Origin of the sequence: Candidatus Mancarchaeum acidiphilum (genome assembly GCF_002214165.1) — an archaeon.
GTDB classification, from domain to species: domain Archaea; phylum Micrarchaeota; class Micrarchaeia; order Micrarchaeales; family Micrarchaeaceae; genus Mancarchaeum; species Mancarchaeum acidiphilum.
This window is the reverse complement of record NZ_CP019964.1, coordinates 398,455-417,689: the sequence shown is the minus strand read 5'-3', so window position 1 is coordinate 417,689 and position 19,235 is coordinate 398,455. Positions and strand designations below refer to the sequence as shown.

The window sequence follows — 19,235 nt, the reverse complement described above, 5'->3', positions numbered from 1 at the left end:
ATATAATGCCATACACCATCTGTTATTTTACCTAGCCAATAATTTCTATCTTCTGTTCTAGCCCAACATAGATCATTTTTTTAACTAAATCATGAAATGGTATTATTACATTTTCTAAATCATTTTTAAATTTTCCGTGAAATTTATTTTTTCCATATCCTTTTTTTACTTCCTCTTTATAGATTTCCCAATCTAAAGGATACTCACGTACACCATAACCAATAGCTACATATCCCTCTTTTATGCAATACTCAGAAGAGCTAGTATACCATTTTCTGTCTCTTCTATCTTCTTTATCTTTATCTTCTTCATCTTCTTTATCTAATTTTATCTTATTTACCCAAACTTGTATACCATTATTTTGATCTTTTGATCGATTTTCATTATTGTCCATATAAATCAATTTATATTATTATCATCATATATAAATAGTTATTCTTTTACCTATGCTTTCAGGATATTCAAACTTTTAAAGAACTAATATGGAATTTTAATGGCTATTTCATAACTATTAATATCTCAATATAAATTCTATTACTCTAGAATGCTCTAATTCTATTGGTATGAGATTTTGAGTTAGTTTTCCTTCTTTTATAAGAAATTCGCAGGTTTTTCAAGGATTCTATATTAATCCTTTGTTTTATGCTCTTTACAATCTAATACGAATTCTTAATTTTTATCTGCTCTTTCAAAATAGAGAACCATTTTTGGATTTTCATCATAACAATCATCTTCATTGTAAACTACCAAAGTCAAAGACATTAATACATCAGCTGACATCTCAATCTTTATAGATTTTAATACTATTGGTCCCTGAAATTTGGTATATAACTCAGTAAGTGAATCATACCTTGTTAGTCTGATCCCGTTAGTTTTATTAACTAGATCATCTACAGTTTCGGTTACAATGATACCGTCTTTATTAAAAATTATCTCTTGGGTTCTCTCTTTTAATCCATTCATTTAAACGCATTTATATAAAATAATTAAAAAGAATTTAAATGTTTCTTTTAATAAAAATTTTTTAATAATGCTCATTGAGCAGGTATACAAAAATGGTACAACGGGACAATCTATTTAAGTTTATTTAAATAATACCTTATGAAAAATGCGTTTTAGCTCAACGCTATATAAGAAAGGCTATTGGTGGATATATTTGTTATTATAAATACGTTTGAAGAAGTTAAAACTCAATATAAAGATTTCTTTGAAAAAACTTTATATAGTTTAGGTAATATGATCTTGAGCTTATAATAGATGCAAATATTGTATTGCACGAGTGTTTAGCGCTTGTAAAGAAAAACAGTTCAGTACTTATAAGTTTATCAGAATCCTTTTTTACGATGACTTTATCTATCAGGTTATTAGATGAACTGAATAACAAAATGTTTATTTTTTATTACTTAGTAAATTTTATTAATTTTGTCTATTTATGTTAATTTAACTTAGTAATTTAATGTAACTGTTAAATTAAGGGGTAAACCTAGTGTAATTGAAAATCCTTTAGCTCCTAGCTTTTTTGCAATTTTTTCGACCGATCCTATTACGTTGGTATCTATTTTAAATAATGATTCAATAGCCTTATCTACATTGGTTTCTATCAATGATAGTAATAGAGCACTTATTTTTCTATATGAAAACATTTCATAGTGCATTTCATAGTCTATTTCTTTTGCTTTTTCTTGTCTTAGCTTTCGTTCAACATCCTTTATGAGTTTTAATCTAAATAATTTTAAATTATCAAAAACCAAATTTAAATCTTCCATATTTTCAGCATTCTGAATCTCTTTATTTATACAATCCAATTCTTGATCTTGAGTTTTTAAACTGTACTCTATAATATTATTTATTTCATTATTTAAACTTTTATATAATTCACTATATCTATTAGGTATACAATCTTCCATTTTAACACCACGTATAATTAGTTTAAGATATTTTAAATATATTACGTTTTATCTTATATAATTATGAACTTTCGTTTTATTGCATACTAAACAAAATATCAAAATATTAATATACCAAATTTTTCTAATTTTTCCATTACTATTTTAGTATATATAAATAATATTATATCTAAAAATAATATACTAAGACAATCTATTTAAGTTTATTTAAATAATACTTTATGAAAAATGCGTTTTAGCTCAACATTATATAAGAAAGGCTATTGGTGTAGATATATGAATAATAAATCTAATTTAAAGTATAATGTGGAAAAATTTAATTTGAATAATAATAATAATAATAATAATAATAATAATAATATTATAATTAATATACTAAATAAATTAACATTCTTTCAAAGCGTAAACTATTTACAGAATATTAGATTGATAACATCAATAAATAAAAAGATTGACAGATACTATATAAAGGAATCACAAATATTATTATCTAATGAATCTACAGTATCTGCGGAGCTAAGAATGGGGCTGTAAATATGGAAAAGGACGAGAAATATGTGGAGCTACTATGGCATGATAAGTATAAAAAAATGGAAATTAGCCATATGACTCCGATCGATTACCCAAATCTACCGTTTCAGGTAGTTGAAACAGTCAACAAACCAAGATCCAAGGGTGGTGTAAATGCATCCCTATTTCCTGAGGATAAATGGCCAGAAAACTATCCTAAGGACTGGAGGAATAAACTTATCTGGGGAGATAACAAGCTCGTGATGTCTTCACTCTTAAAACAGGGATGGGCGGGAAAGATAAATCTGATTTATATAGACCCACCATTCTACACAGGTTCAAATTTTTCCTTTAAAACCAAAGTTGATGATTCAGAAATTGAAAAAGAACCATCAATAATTGAAAAGAGGGCTTATAATGATACCTGGAGTGGGGGAATCGCATCATACTTGAAGTACATGTATAACAGGTTATCCTTAATGAAAGAGTTATTAGTAGAAAATGGCACAATATGGATCCATCTAGATGAACACATCGGACATTACGTTAAGGTTATGATGGATGAGATTTTTGGATATGATAATTACATTAATCAAATTGTGTGGAGAAAAACAAACAGCCCTAAAGCTCAATCAATTGGGTTTGGGAATCAATATGATATGATTTTCATTTATGGTAAAAATAAACAATTAATCAATATTAATCCTGTTTATAAAACCCCTAATGAAGATTATCTGAGGAGTTTTGTTTATGATGACGGTGACGGGAAAGGTCCATACCAAACTACTGCACTGATTGCTGGAGGGACACAAAGGACAGTTGGACGCAAAGTGTTTGAATTTAGGGGCATAACCGCGCCTTGGTTATATTCTCAAGAAAATTTAGAAATGTTCTGGAATGAAGGAAAAATCTACAAAACAAAAAACGGAGGATATAGATTAAAGGTATACTTAAAAGATACACATGGTCAAATAGTTTCGGACATCTGGGTGGATAAAGAAGTAAATCCGCTACAAGGCCAATCGCAAGAATTTTTACAATTCGACACTCAAAAGCCCGAGTCGTTACTTAAAAGGATAATTCTATCTTCCTCTAGTCCTGGAGATTTAGTAGCAGACTTCTTCTGCGGTTCTGGCACAACTCTTGCAGTTGCAGAAAAATTAGGAAGAAGATGGATAGGCTCAGATCTATCTAAATATGCTATTCAGGTTACAAGAAAGAGGTTACTTGATATTCATAATTCAAAGGATTTAATGGATGAGAAGAAAGACAAATATGGCAAACCTGCAAGACCATTTGAGCTCTGGAACATTGGAAACTATGAGCTTGCATACTGGAAGGAAAATCCGCAGGATTACTTATCATTTATGATTAAACTGTATGAGGCAAATCCTCTCAATGGATTCCGCTATATACATGCTTCGAAAGGTCCAAGAGCTGTTCACATAGGTTCAAGTAATTCACCAGTTTCAATGGACGAGATCAGGAATTTTATCACAGAGTGCATAAATAACAACTTTAAGGAAGCAGATGTTCTAGGATGGGAATGGAACTATGAAGTTAATGATTTAGCAAAAAAATTAGCAGAAAAAGAAGGATTAGACCTTAGATTGATTCAGATACCAAATGTGAATGAGTTAAAATCTGTTTTAGCAGATAGTGACTTTGATCTTAAACTTTTAAAGATACCTGACCAAGTAATTAAGAAAAATCTTATTCCATCAGTAAAATTCAATGAACTTGCTTACTTAGGAATTTCAAAGGTTATATCGGATAAAGAGTTAACTTTGAAAATCGAAGATTTCAATCTTAATCCTAGCCCAGATGTTCTAGAAGCACTTAAAAATTTAAAAGATTCAAGACAACTTATTGACTATTGGGCTGTTGATTGGGATTTTAAAGGGGATACATTCCATAATCAATGGCAAAGCTACAGAACAAAGAAAGATCTAAAAGTCGAATATGAAGCAAACCACAAATACGAAGAAAAAGGAGAATACCAAGTAATGGTAAAAGTTGTGGATGTCTTTGGTAATGATACCAATAAAATTATAAAGGTGAAAATATGAACCCATCAGATATCTTATTACCACAGGACAGAGATGAAAGCAAAGCGTATCTAGTAAATAAATTAAGACCCGCTATTAAAGTATGGAGAGATTCTGGATATCCAAATGTAACAAATACTACTAAAAGACTTCTAAATTTCTGGTTTAATGAGGATCATATAATAAACAATGAAAAATTTGAATTTTGGTATGCCCAAAGAGAATCTATTGAAACTTTAATCTATATTTACGAAGTTATGAAAATAAGGAAGTTTTTAGATCTGATGGCAAATTTTGGGGATAAACCACAAGTATTTGATCCAAGTACAGACATCTATCCACTCTATGGATTTAAAATGGCTACAGGTTCTGGAAAAACGTATGTTATGGCATTATCTATTGTATGGCAATACTTTAATCATAAGTTTGAAAGTAATGATGATTATACATCAAAATTTCTTTTGATTGCAGGTGAAAAAAATGTCATCTATGATCGTCTTAAAAGAGATTACGAAAATGGTAAAATTTTTCATGAAATACCATTAATTCCACCCGAATGGATAGATGAATTTAATATTAAGGTTATCTTAAAAGAAGATCCTATAAATGATATACCCGATTCAGTGCTATTTCTTACAAATGTTCAGCAACTACAGGATAAAGCTAATAGGAAAAAGGAAGCAGATGAATTTATTGATAAAGTTTTAGATTTAAAGGAAGTTAATAGAACAAACATTGCCCAAGATAACAGAATAAAAGAAGTGCTTGAGAAAATACCTAATATAATGATACTAAAGGATGAAGCCCACCATATATATAATTACGAAAAGAAATGGAAACAGATACTAATAGATCTCCATAGAGCTTTAAAGTCAGAGTATGGAAAAGGCTTTAATATGGAACTAGACTTTTCAGCTACTCCAAGAGCTGAAAATGGAGTTCTATTTCCTTGGCTAATAGTTGATTTCACATTAAAGGAAGCTATAGAAATGAATATAGTAAAAAGGCCTTTGAAAGGTATAGTTCAAAATGCTACTGAGGTAACATCAACTAATGTTGTTGAACGTTATAAGGCATGGATTGATGCAGGTATAAGAAGATGGCAGGAATATAATGAGGCATTAGCAAAACTAAATAAGAAGCCAATATTATTTTTCCAATGTCCCGATAATAAACAAGCGGATCAATTAAAGGAATATCTTGAAACATTACCTCAATTCTCTAAAAAAGTTCTATTAATTCATACAGACAGTACTGGAGAAGTAGCAAAATCTGATATCGAAGAGGCAAGAAAATCTGCCCAATCTATTGATAGCGATAATAACAATTATAGAGTTATAGTAAGTACTATGATGCTAAATGAAGGTTGGGATGTACGTAATGTAAATGTTATAGTTGGTTTAAGATCTTATACATCAGAAAGAAATGTACTTCCAGAGCAAGTAATAGGAAGAGGTCTTAGAAAGATGTTTCCAGATGAAAATGCTAGCATAAAGGACTTTATAAATATATTAGAAGTTATAGGATCCCCAGGTCTTATGCAAATTATAGAGGAATTAGAAAAGGATGAAAATATAAAATTTGGAACTACAAAATTAGAAAATCCAATTAATATAGTAGCAATATCTGTTGATTTAGATAAAAAGAACTTAGATATAGAAATTCCAATTCTTACTCCATCAATTATAGTTAGAGAATTTGAAATTAACGAAGGTATACTAGATAAAATACCTTCACTTTCTATAAAACTTGAAAATAAGATTTTCAAAACAAATTATAAAGCTTTTGATATGGTAACTGGAGCAGTTCAAGTTGAGAGAAGTTGGGATTTACCGGTGCCACAAGATGTAAAAAGTGTAATAGCATATTACACAGGTAAAATATTAAATGAAATCAAACTTACCAATATGTTTGCTGATTTATACCCAATTGTAAAAGAGTATATAGAAAAGAAATTGTTTGATCAAGAGGTTAATATAAATGACCCAAGAGTTTTATTTCAGATAAGCCAGCCAGAAGTAGAAGAAAAAATAATAAAAGCATTTGGAGAAAGCATGAAGAATCTTGCGTTTATTAATAGAGAGGTAGATAAATCTGATAGGATTTTAATATCAGAAACATCACCTTTTCCATGGACTAAAGATGTATATCAAGCTAATAAATGCATTTTTAATTATGTGCCCTGTGATAATAATCTTGAGGTCAATTTTTCGCGTTTTCTAGATTCTACAGAAGACGTTATTGCATTTTCAAAAATTGTTCAAAAAATAGGATTTTCTATAGAGTATAGGGATTCTGAAGGAAACCTAAGGCATTATATTCCTGATTTTATTATAAAAATGCAGAATAAGTATGTTATTGCAGAGACAAAAGGGGAAGAGGATATAGATGTAAAATTTAAGGATAAGAGAGCTATATTATGGTGTGAAGATGCTGAAAGAGTTACCGGAGACAAATGGGTATATGTTAGGATTAATGAAAATGGATTTGATAAATATCATTTTGACAATTTTGAAAATATGATTCAATTCTTTACATCTAAATATGCTAAAGACTTAGATCTTAAATAATTAATTCCTCTTGCTTAAATTATTAATTTTTATATTTTATTTAGATCTTTTTTAAAATATGTGATAAAAATAAATTGATGAATATATGGGAAAATATGTAAATAAGGATAATTTAATTAATTTAGAAATTATAATTATGCCGATACTTATTATATTTATAGCGGTTGCTGTATGGATTAAATTATTTAACAATAGCATTATAAGTATCCTAATTAGCTTAGTAGCTATCCTTCTAGGCTTTTATTCATTCATAATTTCTATTAAAAATGATAAAATTAATTTAGAATCATACTATTTTTATTCTCCATGTAAAAATTTTGACATAGAAGGTGCAACCACTCCATATTTAATGGTTTTTAGTATCAAAAATTATAGTAAAAAAGAAAATGTTACAAATTGTCAAATAATAATTGATAAAATTGAATTTTTTGGGGATAAAATCCAAAAATTCACAAAAAATTTAAGAGAATCACCAGATTATAATTATACCAATCCAAGATGTTCAATATTAGGCAATGGCATAAGTTTTGATTCGGTTAGCTCAGATATTTTACAGGATAATGGAATATTAAGATTTGATGCTTTTGTTATTGCAAAAGTGAGAACAATTAAAGAAAATAATATTTTTTATCCAGTGAAAAATTTGTCATATCAAATTACTAATTATTTTAAATTTGATAATGATTATAACAATGATCCCAATAAAGTTACAAAAATTTACTATAAGATAATATCAAATAATTTTAAACAAATTGACTTTGATATTTATATCTCATTGAAAGAGATAAATGATATGGAAAAAGGAATTAAAGAAAATAATGGAAAAATGCCAACTTTAAAAGGCAACATAAATAATAAAAGTGTTGAATTTAAGTTTTCGAAATCCGCTTTACAAATGAATTAATAAAATTATTTTGATTATATGAAAATCTTAGTTTCGGTAATCCCAAATTCAAGAAAGTCAGAAGTAATAAAGATATCTGATTCTTCATTTAAAGTAAAAGTGGATGCTCCTCCTGTTGAAGGTAAAGCGAATTCAAGGCTTATAACTATACTATCTGATTACTTCAATGTACCTAAATCATCCATAACTATAGTGAAAGGAAGTTTAAGCAAAAGAAAGGTAATAGAGATAGATGATAATATATTGAATAAATAGAATATTATTAATTAATGAAATGGTATTCTAGCTAGATAGCTATATCCTAAATAGGCTTAATGGAAAATATTGATAAATAAATTAGATAAAAAGTATTAATAAAATTTAATTATAAAAATTTAATTATATTTAAAGTGATAATATGCTACACGAAATTGAGATAAGTGTCACCAATATAAATTTAGAAGAGGCTAAAGAAAGACTGCAAGAATTAGAAGCCAATTATGTAGGGACTTACAATTACAAGATTTTAAACATTGAAATAGAAAATAGAGGAAACATAGAAAGCGAAGAATATTATACCAAATGGGCACGTGTAAGGAGCGATGGAAAGAAAACGACCCTTACTTTGAAGGAGCAGTACGGAACAGATATAAACAAAAGATTAGAGTATGAAGTAGAAACGAGCGATTTCATAACAACCGCTAAAATAATACTTAAAATGTTGCCTGATGCAAAGTATAGTTATATAGAAAAAAGCAGAATTGATTATCGTTATAAAGAAAATAATCTGGATATAGTTATAGATAAATGGCCTAAGTTGCCTTACAAGATGGAGGTAGAGGGTCCTTCAGAGGAGAGTATAAAAGAATTTTATAAAAGATTAAATTTGAAATCTGGAACATTAGCACCAAGCATTGCGGTATCCAATGAAGAGTATTATAAAATGTTTAATATAGATTATAAGGAAATGATTAATGAGTATAACGAAAAGTTTGAGAAAATGCTAGAGGAACTTCAATGATAAAAACTTTATTCTTATTAATTATATTTTATCTTATTCGAATAATGGCTTCCTGTCCTTTACAAATGCATTATGCTGCAATTCAAGGAGTGCCTGCTTTATCTGATCGTAATTATTCATCACTATGGGGCCGTACCATGCAACAGGCTCTTTCAATGGCCTTCCGCTCATGAACATCAGCTCCCCTTTGCCGCTTACAGATATGGAGTTTCCAGCTTCGCTGAATATAATAGCTTGGCCTTTGCTGTATACGCTGTTGCCAACTTTTGCATATCCTTCAAACACGTATATTATAGCCCTGTATAATTCCTTTATGCTGAAAGCTATCCTGTCATCATTAAGCTTTACGTGCATATAGGTGACATCTTGCGTGCCTCCGTCATATGCGCCATAGTCATTTCCAAACCTTCCGGCTATAAGCTTTATCTCACTGCTTCCCAATCTTATTGAAGGCACATCTTTGCCTTTTATTGATCTGTATACAGGAGTTGACATCTTCCTGTTTGCAGGCAGGTTTATCCATAACTGGAATCCGACCATGTCTGGATATATCTTATTTTTCTCCTCGATATATTTTGGCATTTCCTCGTGGAATATGCCGCTTCCAGCACTCATCCACTGTAGGTCTCCAGGATATATGGTTCCTTGGTTATCCTCGCTGTCCCTGTGGTCCACCTTGCCTTTTATCACATAAGTTACAGTCTCTATTCCCCTGTGCGGATGCCAGGGGAAACCTTCTATGTAATCTTTTATATCTGATGAGCCAAAGTTGTCTAGCAGAAGGAAAGGATCAGTAAGATCAGGTATATTTGAGAATACCCTGAACAGCTTTACTCCTGCACCATCATGCGTACTCTTTCCGGGTATTACCTTTTCGATGACTTTTTCCAATTTATAGCACCTTTTAACTTTTAATCCATATATAATTAGAGGTTCTAGATTTTTAACCCAACTAATTACAAGAAATTTATCAAGGTATAAAATTTACAATAATTAGGAACATTGAATAAGTTATTATTAAGATAATAAGCTTTTTGAATATTATATACGATATAAATTATTTAATGTTTTATATAAAAATATATGTTCCTTAGGTTGGGGATAAATCAAATTAGAAAATTATAGTTATCCCTAAAAATCATTTCAGTATATTTAACTAATATTAAATTTGAAATTGAAAAGTGTCTTTTATTAAATATTAAATGAAAAGAAAGACTTTAAGACAAAAGTCAACTGTAATCAGCCATTAATAAATAAATGTCACATAAAATAAAAATTATCATAAGATGAGTTAATGGTTTTTTAGTAGAACCCTAATAAAATTAAGTAATAAAGTAAAAGTATATGGTCCAAAATAGTATAGTAAAATATTTTATTTGACTGTAAAAGATGATCAATAACTTTTGTCCCAAAGTCAAAAATAACCAAACATTTTTATATTTATAAAAATTAAAAGGTACTTGGTAAATAATATGGATCAGAATAAGGAACTTAATGAAGATGAAGTGAAAGAAATTGAAACCCCAGATTTTGATAATAACGAATGGTCAAGGAAAAAAGTAAAAACCTCAGATATTCTATTAGATCCTGAAAATCCGAGACTTAATCTTAAACCTGATGCAAGCCAAAGTGATATAATACGGGAACTTTTTAAACAGGAAGAGATAATAGAGTTAATAGAATCTATAATTGAGAATTCTGGTTTCTATCCTAGTGAAAATATTATAGTAATTAAAGAGGAGAATAATAAATACAAAGTTCTTGAAGGGAATAGGAGAGTATGCGCTGCAAAATGCATGCTTAATCCAGATCTTGCACCAAGTAAATACCAATTGCAAATTAAAGAACTTAATTCAGATATCAATTTAGATAAAATAGAATATTTTAATGTTATAATTGGACCAAACAGAGAATCAATTCAAAAGATTATAACTGCAAGACATACACAGTATCAGATAAAGAAATGGTCTTACATTTCGAAATGGAGAAGAGATTACATCCAATTCCAGAAGATTAAAAATATCACTAAAATGAGTAAAATATTGGGTGAAGACCCTAAATTAATTGAGAATAATCTAAAAAACTACTCTTTTATTAGATATATATTAGATCTATCAGATTGGACAGATCAAGAAAGGTATAAATTATCTAATAATAATCTTAAGGTTTCAGTTCTTCCTTACCATATGTCATCTGAAATCCAGGAGATGTTAAGTATAAATTTTGATAATGAATTTAACCTCCAAACTAAAATGGATAAAAATGAATTTAGATATGTTATGATTGAATTAACACGTTCAATGTTTTTAGGTAAGGATCCAACTATAACTACTCGTACAAATAAAACACAAATTAAAGAGCTTATTGAAAAATGGATTGAAGCATATAATCAAACTAAAATTGGACAAAGATCAGGGCAACTTATGGATTTAAAAATTAAAAGAGATAATAACAATAATATTGAATTACTTAATAAAAAATTGCCAGAAAAAGGAAAGAAACCTGAAAGCCAACCAAAATATTTTAGTAATCTTACTGTTAGCAAGAGTTTAAATAATAGTAAACTAGAACATATAGCAAAGGAGATATCGAGTATAGATGTTAAGAATTATCCACTAGCCACATTAATTTTAACAAGAACCTTAATAGAAAATTCTTTAATTTATAGGATTGAAGATAAGGGATTATGGAAAGATTTTTTAAAATCAAATGCTTTGAGGGGTATTGCTAGATTATATAATTTAGATGATATTGTTAAATATAGTATAAATAATGTTCAAAAATTATTTACAAATGAAGCGTATAGAAAAAATGCCAAAGAGGCTATGGAAAAAATACAGCAGAGTAAAGATGGGATACGTAAATATTTAAATGATATGGTACATGAATCCTTTATAAATCCTTCACCTGAACATGTTCAATTAATAGCAGATAGTGTAAGAATATTAATACAAAAGATATTACTTAAAGAAGATTAAATACTGTATATTTTTTAAGGGATACAATAATATGAAGAATTTAACACCGTTAAGGTTTCCAGGTAATAAAAGATGGCTGGTTAATTATGTAGAAAATTTTATAACTTACCATAAATTGGATAGAAGTATTGCAGAACCATATGGTGGAAGTGCTTCCATATCTATTAGTTTATTAGAAATGGGTATTGTTAATAAAGCTTACATCAATGATAAGGATTTTATGATTTATGCATTTTGGTATTCAGTATTTAATTTGAATCAGGAGTTTATAGAAAAAATAGAAGAAATGTCGACAAATATTACAATAGAAAAATATTATGAATTTAAAAAATTTTATAAAATATTTATGAATTCAAAAGTAAAATATGGAGATAAAGACATGCTCAAATATGCATCCACTTTTTTATTTTTAAATAGAACTTCTTATTCAGGAATAATTAAAGGAGGGCCACTTGGAGGTAGAAACCAAGAATCTAAATACAAAATATATTGTAGATTTAGAGATAGTAATATAGTTAATAAAATAAAATATTTATATAAATTTAAAAAACAGGTAGTTTTGTCAAATTTAGATGGACTTAGGTTTATAAAAAATTTTTCTAATAAACATAGCAATAGCTTATTGTATATAGATCCACCATATTTTAAAGCTGGAAAAGATTTATATAGTTTTTATTTTAACCGGGAAGATCATAAAAAACTTGCTACTTTACTTTCTAATAAGATTATTAGCCCTTGGCTTGTATCTTATGATAATAATGAATTTATTAAAAATTTATACTCTAATAAAGGAGTATTTAATGATAAAGTTTTATCTAACCAAAATATTTATTTGCCCAAGCAATATCTAATTTCATCACATAAAAGAGTAGTGTATGAAATTTTATTTTCAAACAAAAAAATTCCTCCTTTATAATTTCTATATTAATAAGAATTTTCTATCTTTAATTATTCAAATAAAACGATAAGGTGGTTACTTAATTAAAGCTTACTGATAAATCCTAAAGTAGATAAAATATAATTTTTTAAAAGATTTAATTATATATCTTTAAAAACCCTATTAAAATAAATTCATTTAATAAAAAAGACATCCAATTTATTAAATTAAATAATATATAATTCTAATAACTTATTAGTTAATCTAATATTATATTAGAAACTAATAAACTTTGCATTTATTTTGATTTTAAAGGCTTTGCTAAGCTTAATGATTAATTATATAGTAATGGTTTAAATCGTTTGATATAGGCGATTTAAACGCAAATCTTTTCCCTCGAAAATGGATTTTTTAAATTATCGTTGATATATTTTATGCAGGCCAAGGCAATTATTTAAATTTCATTATTATGGAATTCACAAAATATTTTTCATAATTTTGAGCCGAAAACTGCTTCTCGAGGAAGGATCCCATTTTTGCAGGTACTTTTAGCAAACAATATGACTTGTTTAACCAAAATGGCATATTTTCCATAAATTTGAAAGAACAACTTTTGTTTGCTTTAATTTTTATTTCATTTTTATGGAATCTTAAATTTAGATCAATTGCTTTACAGATTTTTCATATATATGGAATATTTTGAACCTAAATTTTTATTTTATAATAATTCTTAAATATTATTAGTTATTCTAACTATATTTTAGTTTTATAATGGTTTAAGCATTTTAAACATGATAAACTATTAAATTCCAATAATATTTTAGTTATTCTAATAATATCTTATATTATCATTCTGAATTCTTTTTTGCATAAATAAGGCCAATAAAGAGTTCCTTATTATCCGCTAACTTATTAAAGGTCTGTTTTGGATTGTTATTTTTTACTTCAAATCCTGCATCAATTAATTTTTTCTTTAGATTCAAATATCCATAATGATATTCAATTTGTATCTGCTCGAATTTTTTAAGATCTGAATTATTGGCATTGAGCAAAACACTATATTCGCAGCCTTCACAATCAATTTTTAAAATAGCTGGAGATTTAATATTAAATCTATTTATAATACCTTTTAGTGTTGTTAAATTTATTTTAGTTTCCTTATTAAATTCCTTTAAATCAGTACCTCCAAAGTTTTGGTAATCCGTTTTTATATTAATACCGCCCTCTTTATCACTGCAGCCTTCATTAAGTAGCGTTATCCTCTTATTTAATTTATTTAATTTTATATTATTACTAGCTACTTTATATGAATACGGATATGGCTCGAAAGCATAAACATGCTTTGCCCCATTCAATGCAAAATATATAGCACTATCACCTATATTGGCCCCTATATCAATTACATCCTTACCTTTAACATTTAGCCATTTATATTGCTCCTCTAAAAATTGCTCTCTCACCATACCTATAGTGTTGCTAAGTTGCTTATCTGAATCATAAAATAAATGCACAGGTTTGCTTTTAAATTTAAATTTTATTATCTTTTTATTCTTATCAATCTGTATTGCTTTATCTAGACCTGCTTGTTGGAGAATGGAATTTTGTGCCTGTATTGTTTCCCACCACGAAAAATAATCATTTGGATTGGTTATTTTAACTTTTATTCCATTACGTAGCTCCATTATAAAATTTGCATTCTTTAACCCTGTTCTGAAAGCAAGAACTGTTGGCCAATTTTTAACTATTGATCGTACTTTTAGAAGATCTTTTATCTTATTTACTTTATTTAGCTTAATTAAACTATAGTCAGAACTTCTAATATTGCTTTTTGGATCAAAATTCAGTTTCATAAACTCACTAAGATATTAAAACAATTTAACATCTGTATCTTATTTAACGATAAATTATAAAAGATGTGCATAAAAATGATAAATTTTATATTAATTAATTTTGTCCAATTTATAAATTCAAATAATTTACTAAGCAACTAGCTAATTAATTTATAATTAAAACCCTATTTTATATGAGCAAAAAATATTTAAATGTCTTAATTGTTGAATAATTTATACTATCTCTATTTTAGAATCATCAATAAAAGCAAATTTATTATCTCTTGTTAAAAGCTTTTCACCTTTAGAAATGGCAATTCCAATGATTAAGACATCATTTTCATTTATTTGTTCACCTTTAGCCATTAGTTCTCTATATACATCAGCTGCCTTCTCTGATGCCCTCTTATCAAAACTATACACTGAAAAGACTTTTAATATAGAATTTGCTGTAGTACGCTTAATCTCTTTGGGGTGCCTTAGTAATTCATAAGCCTTTATAGATGTTATATTCATTTCTTCATGATCCTCCTCGTATTGCTTTATTTTTTTCTCAATACTTTCGACTCCATATAATAAATCTATAATTATACTTGTATCTAGAATTACCAAATTACCACTTTTCGAAAGTTCTACTTACGTTATTCTCTCTCTTTTTCTATGGCTTTTTTTTTAGTTTTAATAACTTTTTATCGTTTTTTAGCAACCCTGCTAAAGAGGATGCCTTTGGCCTTTTTTGCTCTTTAGATTTTAAAAGCATTTTTATAACGTCTGAGAAACTTTTATTCTTTTTATTTTTTGATAATAATCTATAAACCTCATTTGATACCATTATTTGCTTAGCCATACTAACACCAAATATATACATATCTATATCTGTATATACTTTTGTTTTGTTTAATCTTATTAAGAAGCGTAATTTCATAGTTATTTACAAGTAGAAAATTGGTACATAGTATATCAGAGTGCCATTAACCTCCTTTTTTGAGAATTCATCCAGAGTTATAACCAATGCCATCTTAGGCTTATATACCTCCAGGAAACTGTAAAAGCTTTTTCCTATTGCCTTGGAACCACCAAGTTTTACTTCTACAGGTATAACCTCATTATTATATTCTATTACAAAGTCCATTTCGGCTCCAGCCTTTGTCCTCCAGTATCTAACCTTTTTCCCCAGTCTTACAAGCTCTCCGAAAACAAAGTTTTCCGCTAACTTTCCGATATCATCCCTTTTTTCGTAAGGCAATAGGTTATCTAGCACTGCATTCCTTAGCCCAAGATCAAAAAAATATACCTTTGGGGTTTTCTTTATTGAGCTGGACATGTTATTATAGTATGGATAAACCCTGCTTGCAATATAGGTGTTTTCTATTATCTCTAAATACGAATTTGCCTTGTAAAAACTAAGCCCGGAATCATTGGCTACATTGGAGATTGTCAGCATCTGAGAATCGTTGAACGAAAGGATCCTTAAAAAATTCTCAAACTCCTTTGTATCTTCAATTTTGAAAAATGATATTATGTCCTTCTCTATGTAAAGGTTCACCAGATTCAAGAGCAAGGATTTTTTCATGTCAAAATTATCTGCTTTTACAACCTCTGGGTACCCTCCATAAACAACATATTCCTTCCACATCTTAAGTAGATCCTCTGAAAATGCTGTGTGCAATACCTCTTCGCCATTCTCAATAAAGTTTATTAGGGAGTCATTTCTTTCCTTGAATATATTGTATAATCCAGTATCTTTTGAACGGATAAATTCTCCAAAGCTGAATGTATAGAGATCAAATATTATGGCTCTCCCAACTAAAAACCCAAGCACTTTCTGCCGTATTTCAAGCGAAGACGATCCGGATGCAAATATCTTAACCTCCCCTTTAAACGTATCGTATATTATCTTTAATATTTCACCGGCATTATCGAGCCTTTGTACTTCGTCAAGGAAAAGTGTAATTTTATTGCCATCTGCAATTTTTCTCACATAATCTATCGGTGATTCGGAAATGTTGCTCCTATTGCTTGGTATATCAAAATTTACAAATTCTTTTTTATCTTTTATTTTATCTGAAATTAGCTTCATCAGCGTTGTTTTTCCAGCTTGCCTTGGCCCTCTTATTATTATAATTTCATCTCTGCTTATAAAAGGGACAATCCTATCCTCAATATCCCTATAAAAGAACCTTTCCTTAGCAGCCATAATATCAATTATTATATAATACACGTAATATTTAAATCTATTTTAAAATAACCCTGCTATTTTTAAATTAATTTAAAAATAACCCTACTAAATTTAAATAATTTAAATATTTCTAATTGCTTTTTGGATTGGAGAAAGCTATAGCTTCTTCCCTTACTTTATCCATGGTCTCTTTAGGTTTTGATAATTCTTCTATAAGCTTATTTAGCTTTTTATAATATAATTCCCCTGTTGCGCCCCTGTCCTTAAACATTGGATATGAATTTAGCCTCCATTTTCTTACAGCGGCATAGAACTCCTTTACCTTCTCTAATCTGGACTTTTGCCTTAGACCAAGCTTATCATTTTCATAAGCCTCTCCAGAATCAAGATCAGAAAGAAAATCCAATATTTCACTTTCGTTACCTTTAAACGTGTACTGCAATCTTTTATATATTGCTGTTATAGCATACCCCTCGCACATTATAGAGTTCAATAATGTATAGCACCATCCTGCCCTCATAAGATTCAGGAGCGCCTTTCTCTTGCCTGTGGTTGTTTTATTATTTGAAAATTTTTTGCTATCCTCCAAATAATGCTCTGCCTCTGCTAAGAGGATATCCGAGAATGAATCAAACTTTTTGGCATTGAACGAGTTTGAAGCCTTTATCGCGCCAATTGATAGCTTATACATCTCAGGATCTTTATTATTTAGCAAGAACATTTTGTAGATAAAATACTTGGGCCCGCTTCCAAAGATTATCTTTTTGCCTTTAAATCCGCCTTTGAGGTTACTTTCTAGCTCTGAGGTCCTTATCTCCTTTTCCGCATAATATATGATTAGCTTGTCAAACTCCTCGTAATACGCACCAGTACCGCCAAGTTTTGACATCCTGCTAAAATCGTATATAAATGAATAATCGATGGATCTGACGGTATCAAAGGCCATTGACGAATTTTCCCCTTTATAGACGACTCCGGCTGAACCGTCTACAACAACATAGTCGCCATCCTTTAGGCTCTTCATAGCGTTTTTTACGCTTATAACGCACGGTATTCTCAGCTCCCTAGCAACTATAGCAGCATGAGATAAAATGCCTCCATCTTCTGTTATTATTGCACTTGCCTTCTTTATAGTATCAATAGGGTAATCTGTCTCCAGTACATCCGCGACCAATATAGAGCCTTTTGGTATCCAGTCCCTTGGACTTTTCACTAATTTTACTTTGCCCTTTGCAACCCCTTTGGATGCGGCATAGCCCTTAAACACATCCGTAGCATTGCTCACTTGTGTCTGGTCGACATAGATGGATTTATATGTTGTGATTGGCCTGCTCTGCAATATGTATATCTTCCCATCGCTCATTGTCCATTCTATATCCTGCGGTGCTCCAAAAATCTCCGCTATCTTTTGCCCTAACTGCCCTATTTCCTTAATCTTCTTACTATTCAGGAAATCTCTTATATCTCTACTGTTTTCTATAATCCTAATCCCTGCCTTTTTAATGGCAAAAGCATTAGGCTGCTTTATGTATTCAGCGTTCTCAACGGTGTACCTATTATTATCGTAAACAAACTTGCTAGGTGTAATCTTTCCTGATACTAATCCTTCATTGAGGCCAACAACTGCTTCAATCAATGTCTTTTCATCAGATGTATTTGGATCTCTAGTGAACATGACTCCAGATACTTCTCCTATTATAAGCTCCTGGATTACTATTGCCATCTTTATTCTTTCAATTCCTTTATCGATACCATTAAAATAAGACAGGACATCCTTGGTGAACGCCGACGCATAAACCTCTTTTATGGCATTTTCTATATTGCGCATCCCTTTTACATTTATTACTGTTCTGAACCTTCCAGCAAAGCTAGCTTTGCCTGAATCCTCTATAGTGGCAGAGCTTCTAATTATCAGGGGCACATTTGAGATGCCGTTTTCCTTTAAAAGCTTTTTAATATCCCTTAATAATACTTTAGGAAGCTTGGAGGTTTTGCACCTGCTTCTAACTTTACCCAAATTTAAATGGGTGGATTTATCGTCAATTATCAGAAGTTTATTTATGCCATTTTCCTGAATGAATGCGTCAAATGCAAATGTTGTAATAATAAAACCTTTAGGAACCATAAATTTAGATGAAAGCTTAAGCAATGAGCTTCCTTTACCTCCAACTAGGTCAATCGGTGCTTTAGCACCAGAATTTAAGTTTATATGCATTTCCTGTATCATTCATTTTACCTATTTTTTATTTATCAAATTTTATAATAATTGTGGTAAATCCCTAATCTATTTATGATTAGATTTCGATTTGATTTTCAATAATCAAAACAATTTTACACAATTAAAAGCCTTTAAAAGCTTATATATAATCTCTTATAAATAATATAGTTATTAGGCATGTTCAAATATTATAAAAGTAATATAGCGCATCAAAA

17 protein-coding genes are annotated in these 19,235 nt (G+C 29.2%); 8 read left to right on the top strand and 9 right to left on the bottom strand.

Going from position 1 to position 19,235, the window contains the following annotated elements:
* Positions 1-31: 31 nt before the first annotated feature.
* The 3 genes from Mia14_RS02235 to Mia14_RS02225 all read right to left on the bottom strand — a co-directional run bounded on the left by Mia14_RS02235 (position 32) and on the right by Mia14_RS02225 (position 1,907).
* Positions 32-394: a hypothetical protein gene (locus Mia14_RS02235; protein WP_088819972.1), complete on the bottom strand. Its 363-nt coding sequence runs from the start codon at positions 392-394 to the stop codon at positions 32-34.
* Positions 395-669: 275 nt separating this feature from the next.
* Positions 670-963 (bottom strand): hypothetical protein, encoded by a 294-nt coding sequence (locus tag Mia14_RS02230; RefSeq protein WP_088819970.1) that lies wholly within the window; start codon positions 961-963, stop codon positions 670-672.
* Between the two features lie 482 nt (positions 964-1,445).
* Entirely contained in the window at positions 1,446-1,907 is a 462-nt protein-coding gene (locus tag Mia14_RS02225) for a hypothetical protein (protein WP_088819968.1), read from the bottom strand.
* Between the two features lie 276 nt (positions 1,908-2,183).
* Here Mia14_RS02225 and Mia14_RS02220 point away from each other — a divergent pair, with 276 nt between their 5' ends.
* From Mia14_RS02220 to Mia14_RS02190, 6 genes are all read left to right on the top strand, one after another.
* Complete coding sequence (locus tag Mia14_RS02220; RefSeq protein ID WP_088819967.1) at positions 2,184-2,441, top strand: hypothetical protein; 258 nt, start codon at positions 2,184-2,186, stop codon at positions 2,439-2,441.
* A gap of 2 nt (positions 2,442-2,443) precedes the next feature.
* Positions 2,444-4,486 carry a site-specific DNA-methyltransferase gene (locus Mia14_RS05055; RefSeq protein ID WP_124216878.1) on the top strand — a complete coding sequence of 681 codons (2,043 nt, stop codon included), beginning with the start codon at positions 2,444-2,446 and terminating at the stop codon, positions 4,484-4,486.
* Positions 4,483-7,035: a DEAD/DEAH box helicase family protein gene (locus Mia14_RS02205; RefSeq protein ID WP_088819965.1), complete on the top strand. Its 2,553-nt coding sequence runs from the start codon at positions 4,483-4,485 to the stop codon at positions 7,033-7,035. Before Mia14_RS05055 ends, Mia14_RS02205 begins: the two co-directional genes overlap by 4 nt.
* Positions 7,036-7,120: 85 nt before the next feature.
* Complete coding sequence (locus tag Mia14_RS02200; protein WP_088819963.1) at positions 7,121-7,939, top strand: hypothetical protein; 819 nt, start codon at positions 7,121-7,123, stop codon at positions 7,937-7,939.
* Between the two features lie 18 nt (positions 7,940-7,957).
* Positions 7,958-8,194, top strand: a complete 237-nt coding sequence (locus Mia14_RS02195) for a DUF167 domain-containing protein (protein ID WP_088819961.1) — start codon at positions 7,958-7,960, stop codon at positions 8,192-8,194.
* Between the two features lie 142 nt (positions 8,195-8,336).
* Positions 8,337-8,939 carry a CYTH domain-containing protein gene (locus tag Mia14_RS02190; protein WP_088819959.1) on the top strand — a complete coding sequence of 201 codons (603 nt, stop codon included), beginning with the start codon at positions 8,337-8,339 and terminating at the stop codon, positions 8,937-8,939.
* Positions 8,940-8,972: 33 nt separating this feature from the next.
* Here the strand turns inward: Mia14_RS02190 and Mia14_RS02185 are convergent, their stop codons facing one another.
* Positions 8,973-9,830 carry a pirin family protein gene (locus Mia14_RS02185; RefSeq protein WP_088819957.1) on the bottom strand — a complete coding sequence of 286 codons (858 nt, stop codon included), beginning with the start codon at positions 9,828-9,830 and terminating at the stop codon, positions 8,973-8,975.
* A gap of 581 nt (positions 9,831-10,411) precedes the next feature.
* On the opposite strand from Mia14_RS02185, the gene Mia14_RS02180 reads away from it, so the two are divergent.
* Together Mia14_RS02180 and Mia14_RS02175 are read left to right on the top strand one after the other, a co-directional pair.
* On the top strand, positions 10,412-11,917 hold the full coding sequence (locus tag Mia14_RS02180; RefSeq protein ID WP_088819955.1) for a ParB N-terminal domain-containing protein: 1,506 nt from the start codon (positions 10,412-10,414) through the stop codon (positions 11,915-11,917).
* A 31-nt stretch (positions 11,918-11,948) separates the two neighbouring features.
* Entirely contained in the window at positions 11,949-12,833 is an 885-nt protein-coding gene (locus Mia14_RS02175; RefSeq protein ID WP_088819953.1) for a DNA adenine methylase, read from the top strand.
* A gap of 809 nt (positions 12,834-13,642) precedes the next feature.
* On the opposite strand, the gene Mia14_RS02170 is transcribed toward Mia14_RS02175, so the two are convergent.
* From Mia14_RS02170 to Mia14_RS02150, 5 genes are all read right to left on the bottom strand, one after another.
* A complete protein-coding gene (locus Mia14_RS02170; protein ID WP_088819952.1) occupies positions 13,643-14,644 on the bottom strand; it encodes an FkbM family methyltransferase in 1,002 nt (333 codons plus the stop codon).
* A gap of 213 nt (positions 14,645-14,857) precedes the next feature.
* Positions 14,858-15,235, bottom strand: a complete 378-nt coding sequence (locus tag Mia14_RS02165; protein WP_088819950.1) for a PIN domain-containing protein — start codon at positions 15,233-15,235, stop codon at positions 14,858-14,860.
* A 46-nt stretch (positions 15,236-15,281) separates the two neighbouring features.
* The gene (locus tag Mia14_RS02160) at positions 15,282-15,470 is read right to left on the bottom strand and encodes an antitoxin VapB family protein (RefSeq protein ID WP_157891433.1); all 189 of its coding nucleotides are present in this window, start codon (positions 15,468-15,470) and stop codon (positions 15,282-15,284) included.
* 84 nt (positions 15,471-15,554) lie between these two features.
* Positions 15,555-16,820: an ATP-binding protein gene (locus Mia14_RS02155; RefSeq protein ID WP_088819947.1), complete on the bottom strand. Its 1,266-nt coding sequence runs from the start codon at positions 16,818-16,820 to the stop codon at positions 15,555-15,557.
* A gap of 112 nt (positions 16,821-16,932) precedes the next feature.
* The gene (locus Mia14_RS02150) at positions 16,933-19,029 is read right to left on the bottom strand and encodes a PEP/pyruvate-binding domain-containing protein (RefSeq protein ID WP_088819946.1); all 2,097 of its coding nucleotides are present in this window, start codon (positions 19,027-19,029) and stop codon (positions 16,933-16,935) included.
* Positions 19,030-19,235 lie beyond the last annotated feature (206 nt).

Excerpts from the sequence above, each read along its gene's own strand:
- Mia14_RS02235 (WP_088819972.1), bottom strand. The coding sequence starts at position 394 with ATGGACAATAATGAAAATCGATCAAAAGATCAAAATAATGGTATACAA.
- Mia14_RS02230 (WP_088819970.1), bottom strand. The coding sequence starts at position 963 with ATGAATGGATTAAAAGAGAGAACCCAAGAGATAATTTTTAATAAAGAC.
- Mia14_RS02225 (WP_088819968.1), bottom strand. The coding sequence starts at position 1,907 with ATGGAAGATTGTATACCTAATAGATATAGTGAATTATATAAAAGTTTA.
- Mia14_RS02220 (WP_088819967.1), top strand. The coding sequence starts at position 2,184 with ATGAATAATAAATCTAATTTAAAGTATAATGTGGAAAAATTTAATTTG.
- Mia14_RS05055 (WP_124216878.1), top strand. The coding sequence starts at position 2,444 with ATGGAAAAGGACGAGAAATATGTGGAGCTACTATGGCATGATAAGTAT.
- Mia14_RS02205 (WP_088819965.1), top strand. The coding sequence starts at position 4,483 with ATGAACCCATCAGATATCTTATTACCACAGGACAGAGATGAAAGCAAA.
- Mia14_RS02200 (WP_088819963.1), top strand. The coding sequence starts at position 7,121 with ATGGGAAAATATGTAAATAAGGATAATTTAATTAATTTAGAAATTATA.
- Mia14_RS02195 (WP_088819961.1), top strand. The coding sequence starts at position 7,958 with ATGAAAATCTTAGTTTCGGTAATCCCAAATTCAAGAAAGTCAGAAGTA.
- Mia14_RS02190 (WP_088819959.1), top strand. The coding sequence starts at position 8,337 with ATGCTACACGAAATTGAGATAAGTGTCACCAATATAAATTTAGAAGAG.
- Mia14_RS02180 (WP_088819955.1), top strand. The coding sequence starts at position 10,412 with ATGGATCAGAATAAGGAACTTAATGAAGATGAAGTGAAAGAAATTGAA.
- Mia14_RS02175 (WP_088819953.1), top strand. The coding sequence starts at position 11,949 with ATGAAGAATTTAACACCGTTAAGGTTTCCAGGTAATAAAAGATGGCTG.
- Mia14_RS02170 (WP_088819952.1), bottom strand. The coding sequence starts at position 14,644 with ATGAAACTGAATTTTGATCCAAAAAGCAATATTAGAAGTTCTGACTAT.
- Mia14_RS02160 (WP_157891433.1), bottom strand. The coding sequence starts at position 15,470 with ATGGCTAAGCAAATAATGGTATCAAATGAGGTTTATAGATTATTATCA.
- Mia14_RS02155 (WP_088819947.1), bottom strand. The coding sequence starts at position 16,820 with ATGGCTGCTAAGGAAAGGTTCTTTTATAGGGATATTGAGGATAGGATT.
- Mia14_RS02150 (WP_088819946.1), bottom strand. The coding sequence starts at position 19,029 with ATGATACAGGAAATGCATATAAACTTAAATTCTGGTGCTAAAGCACCG.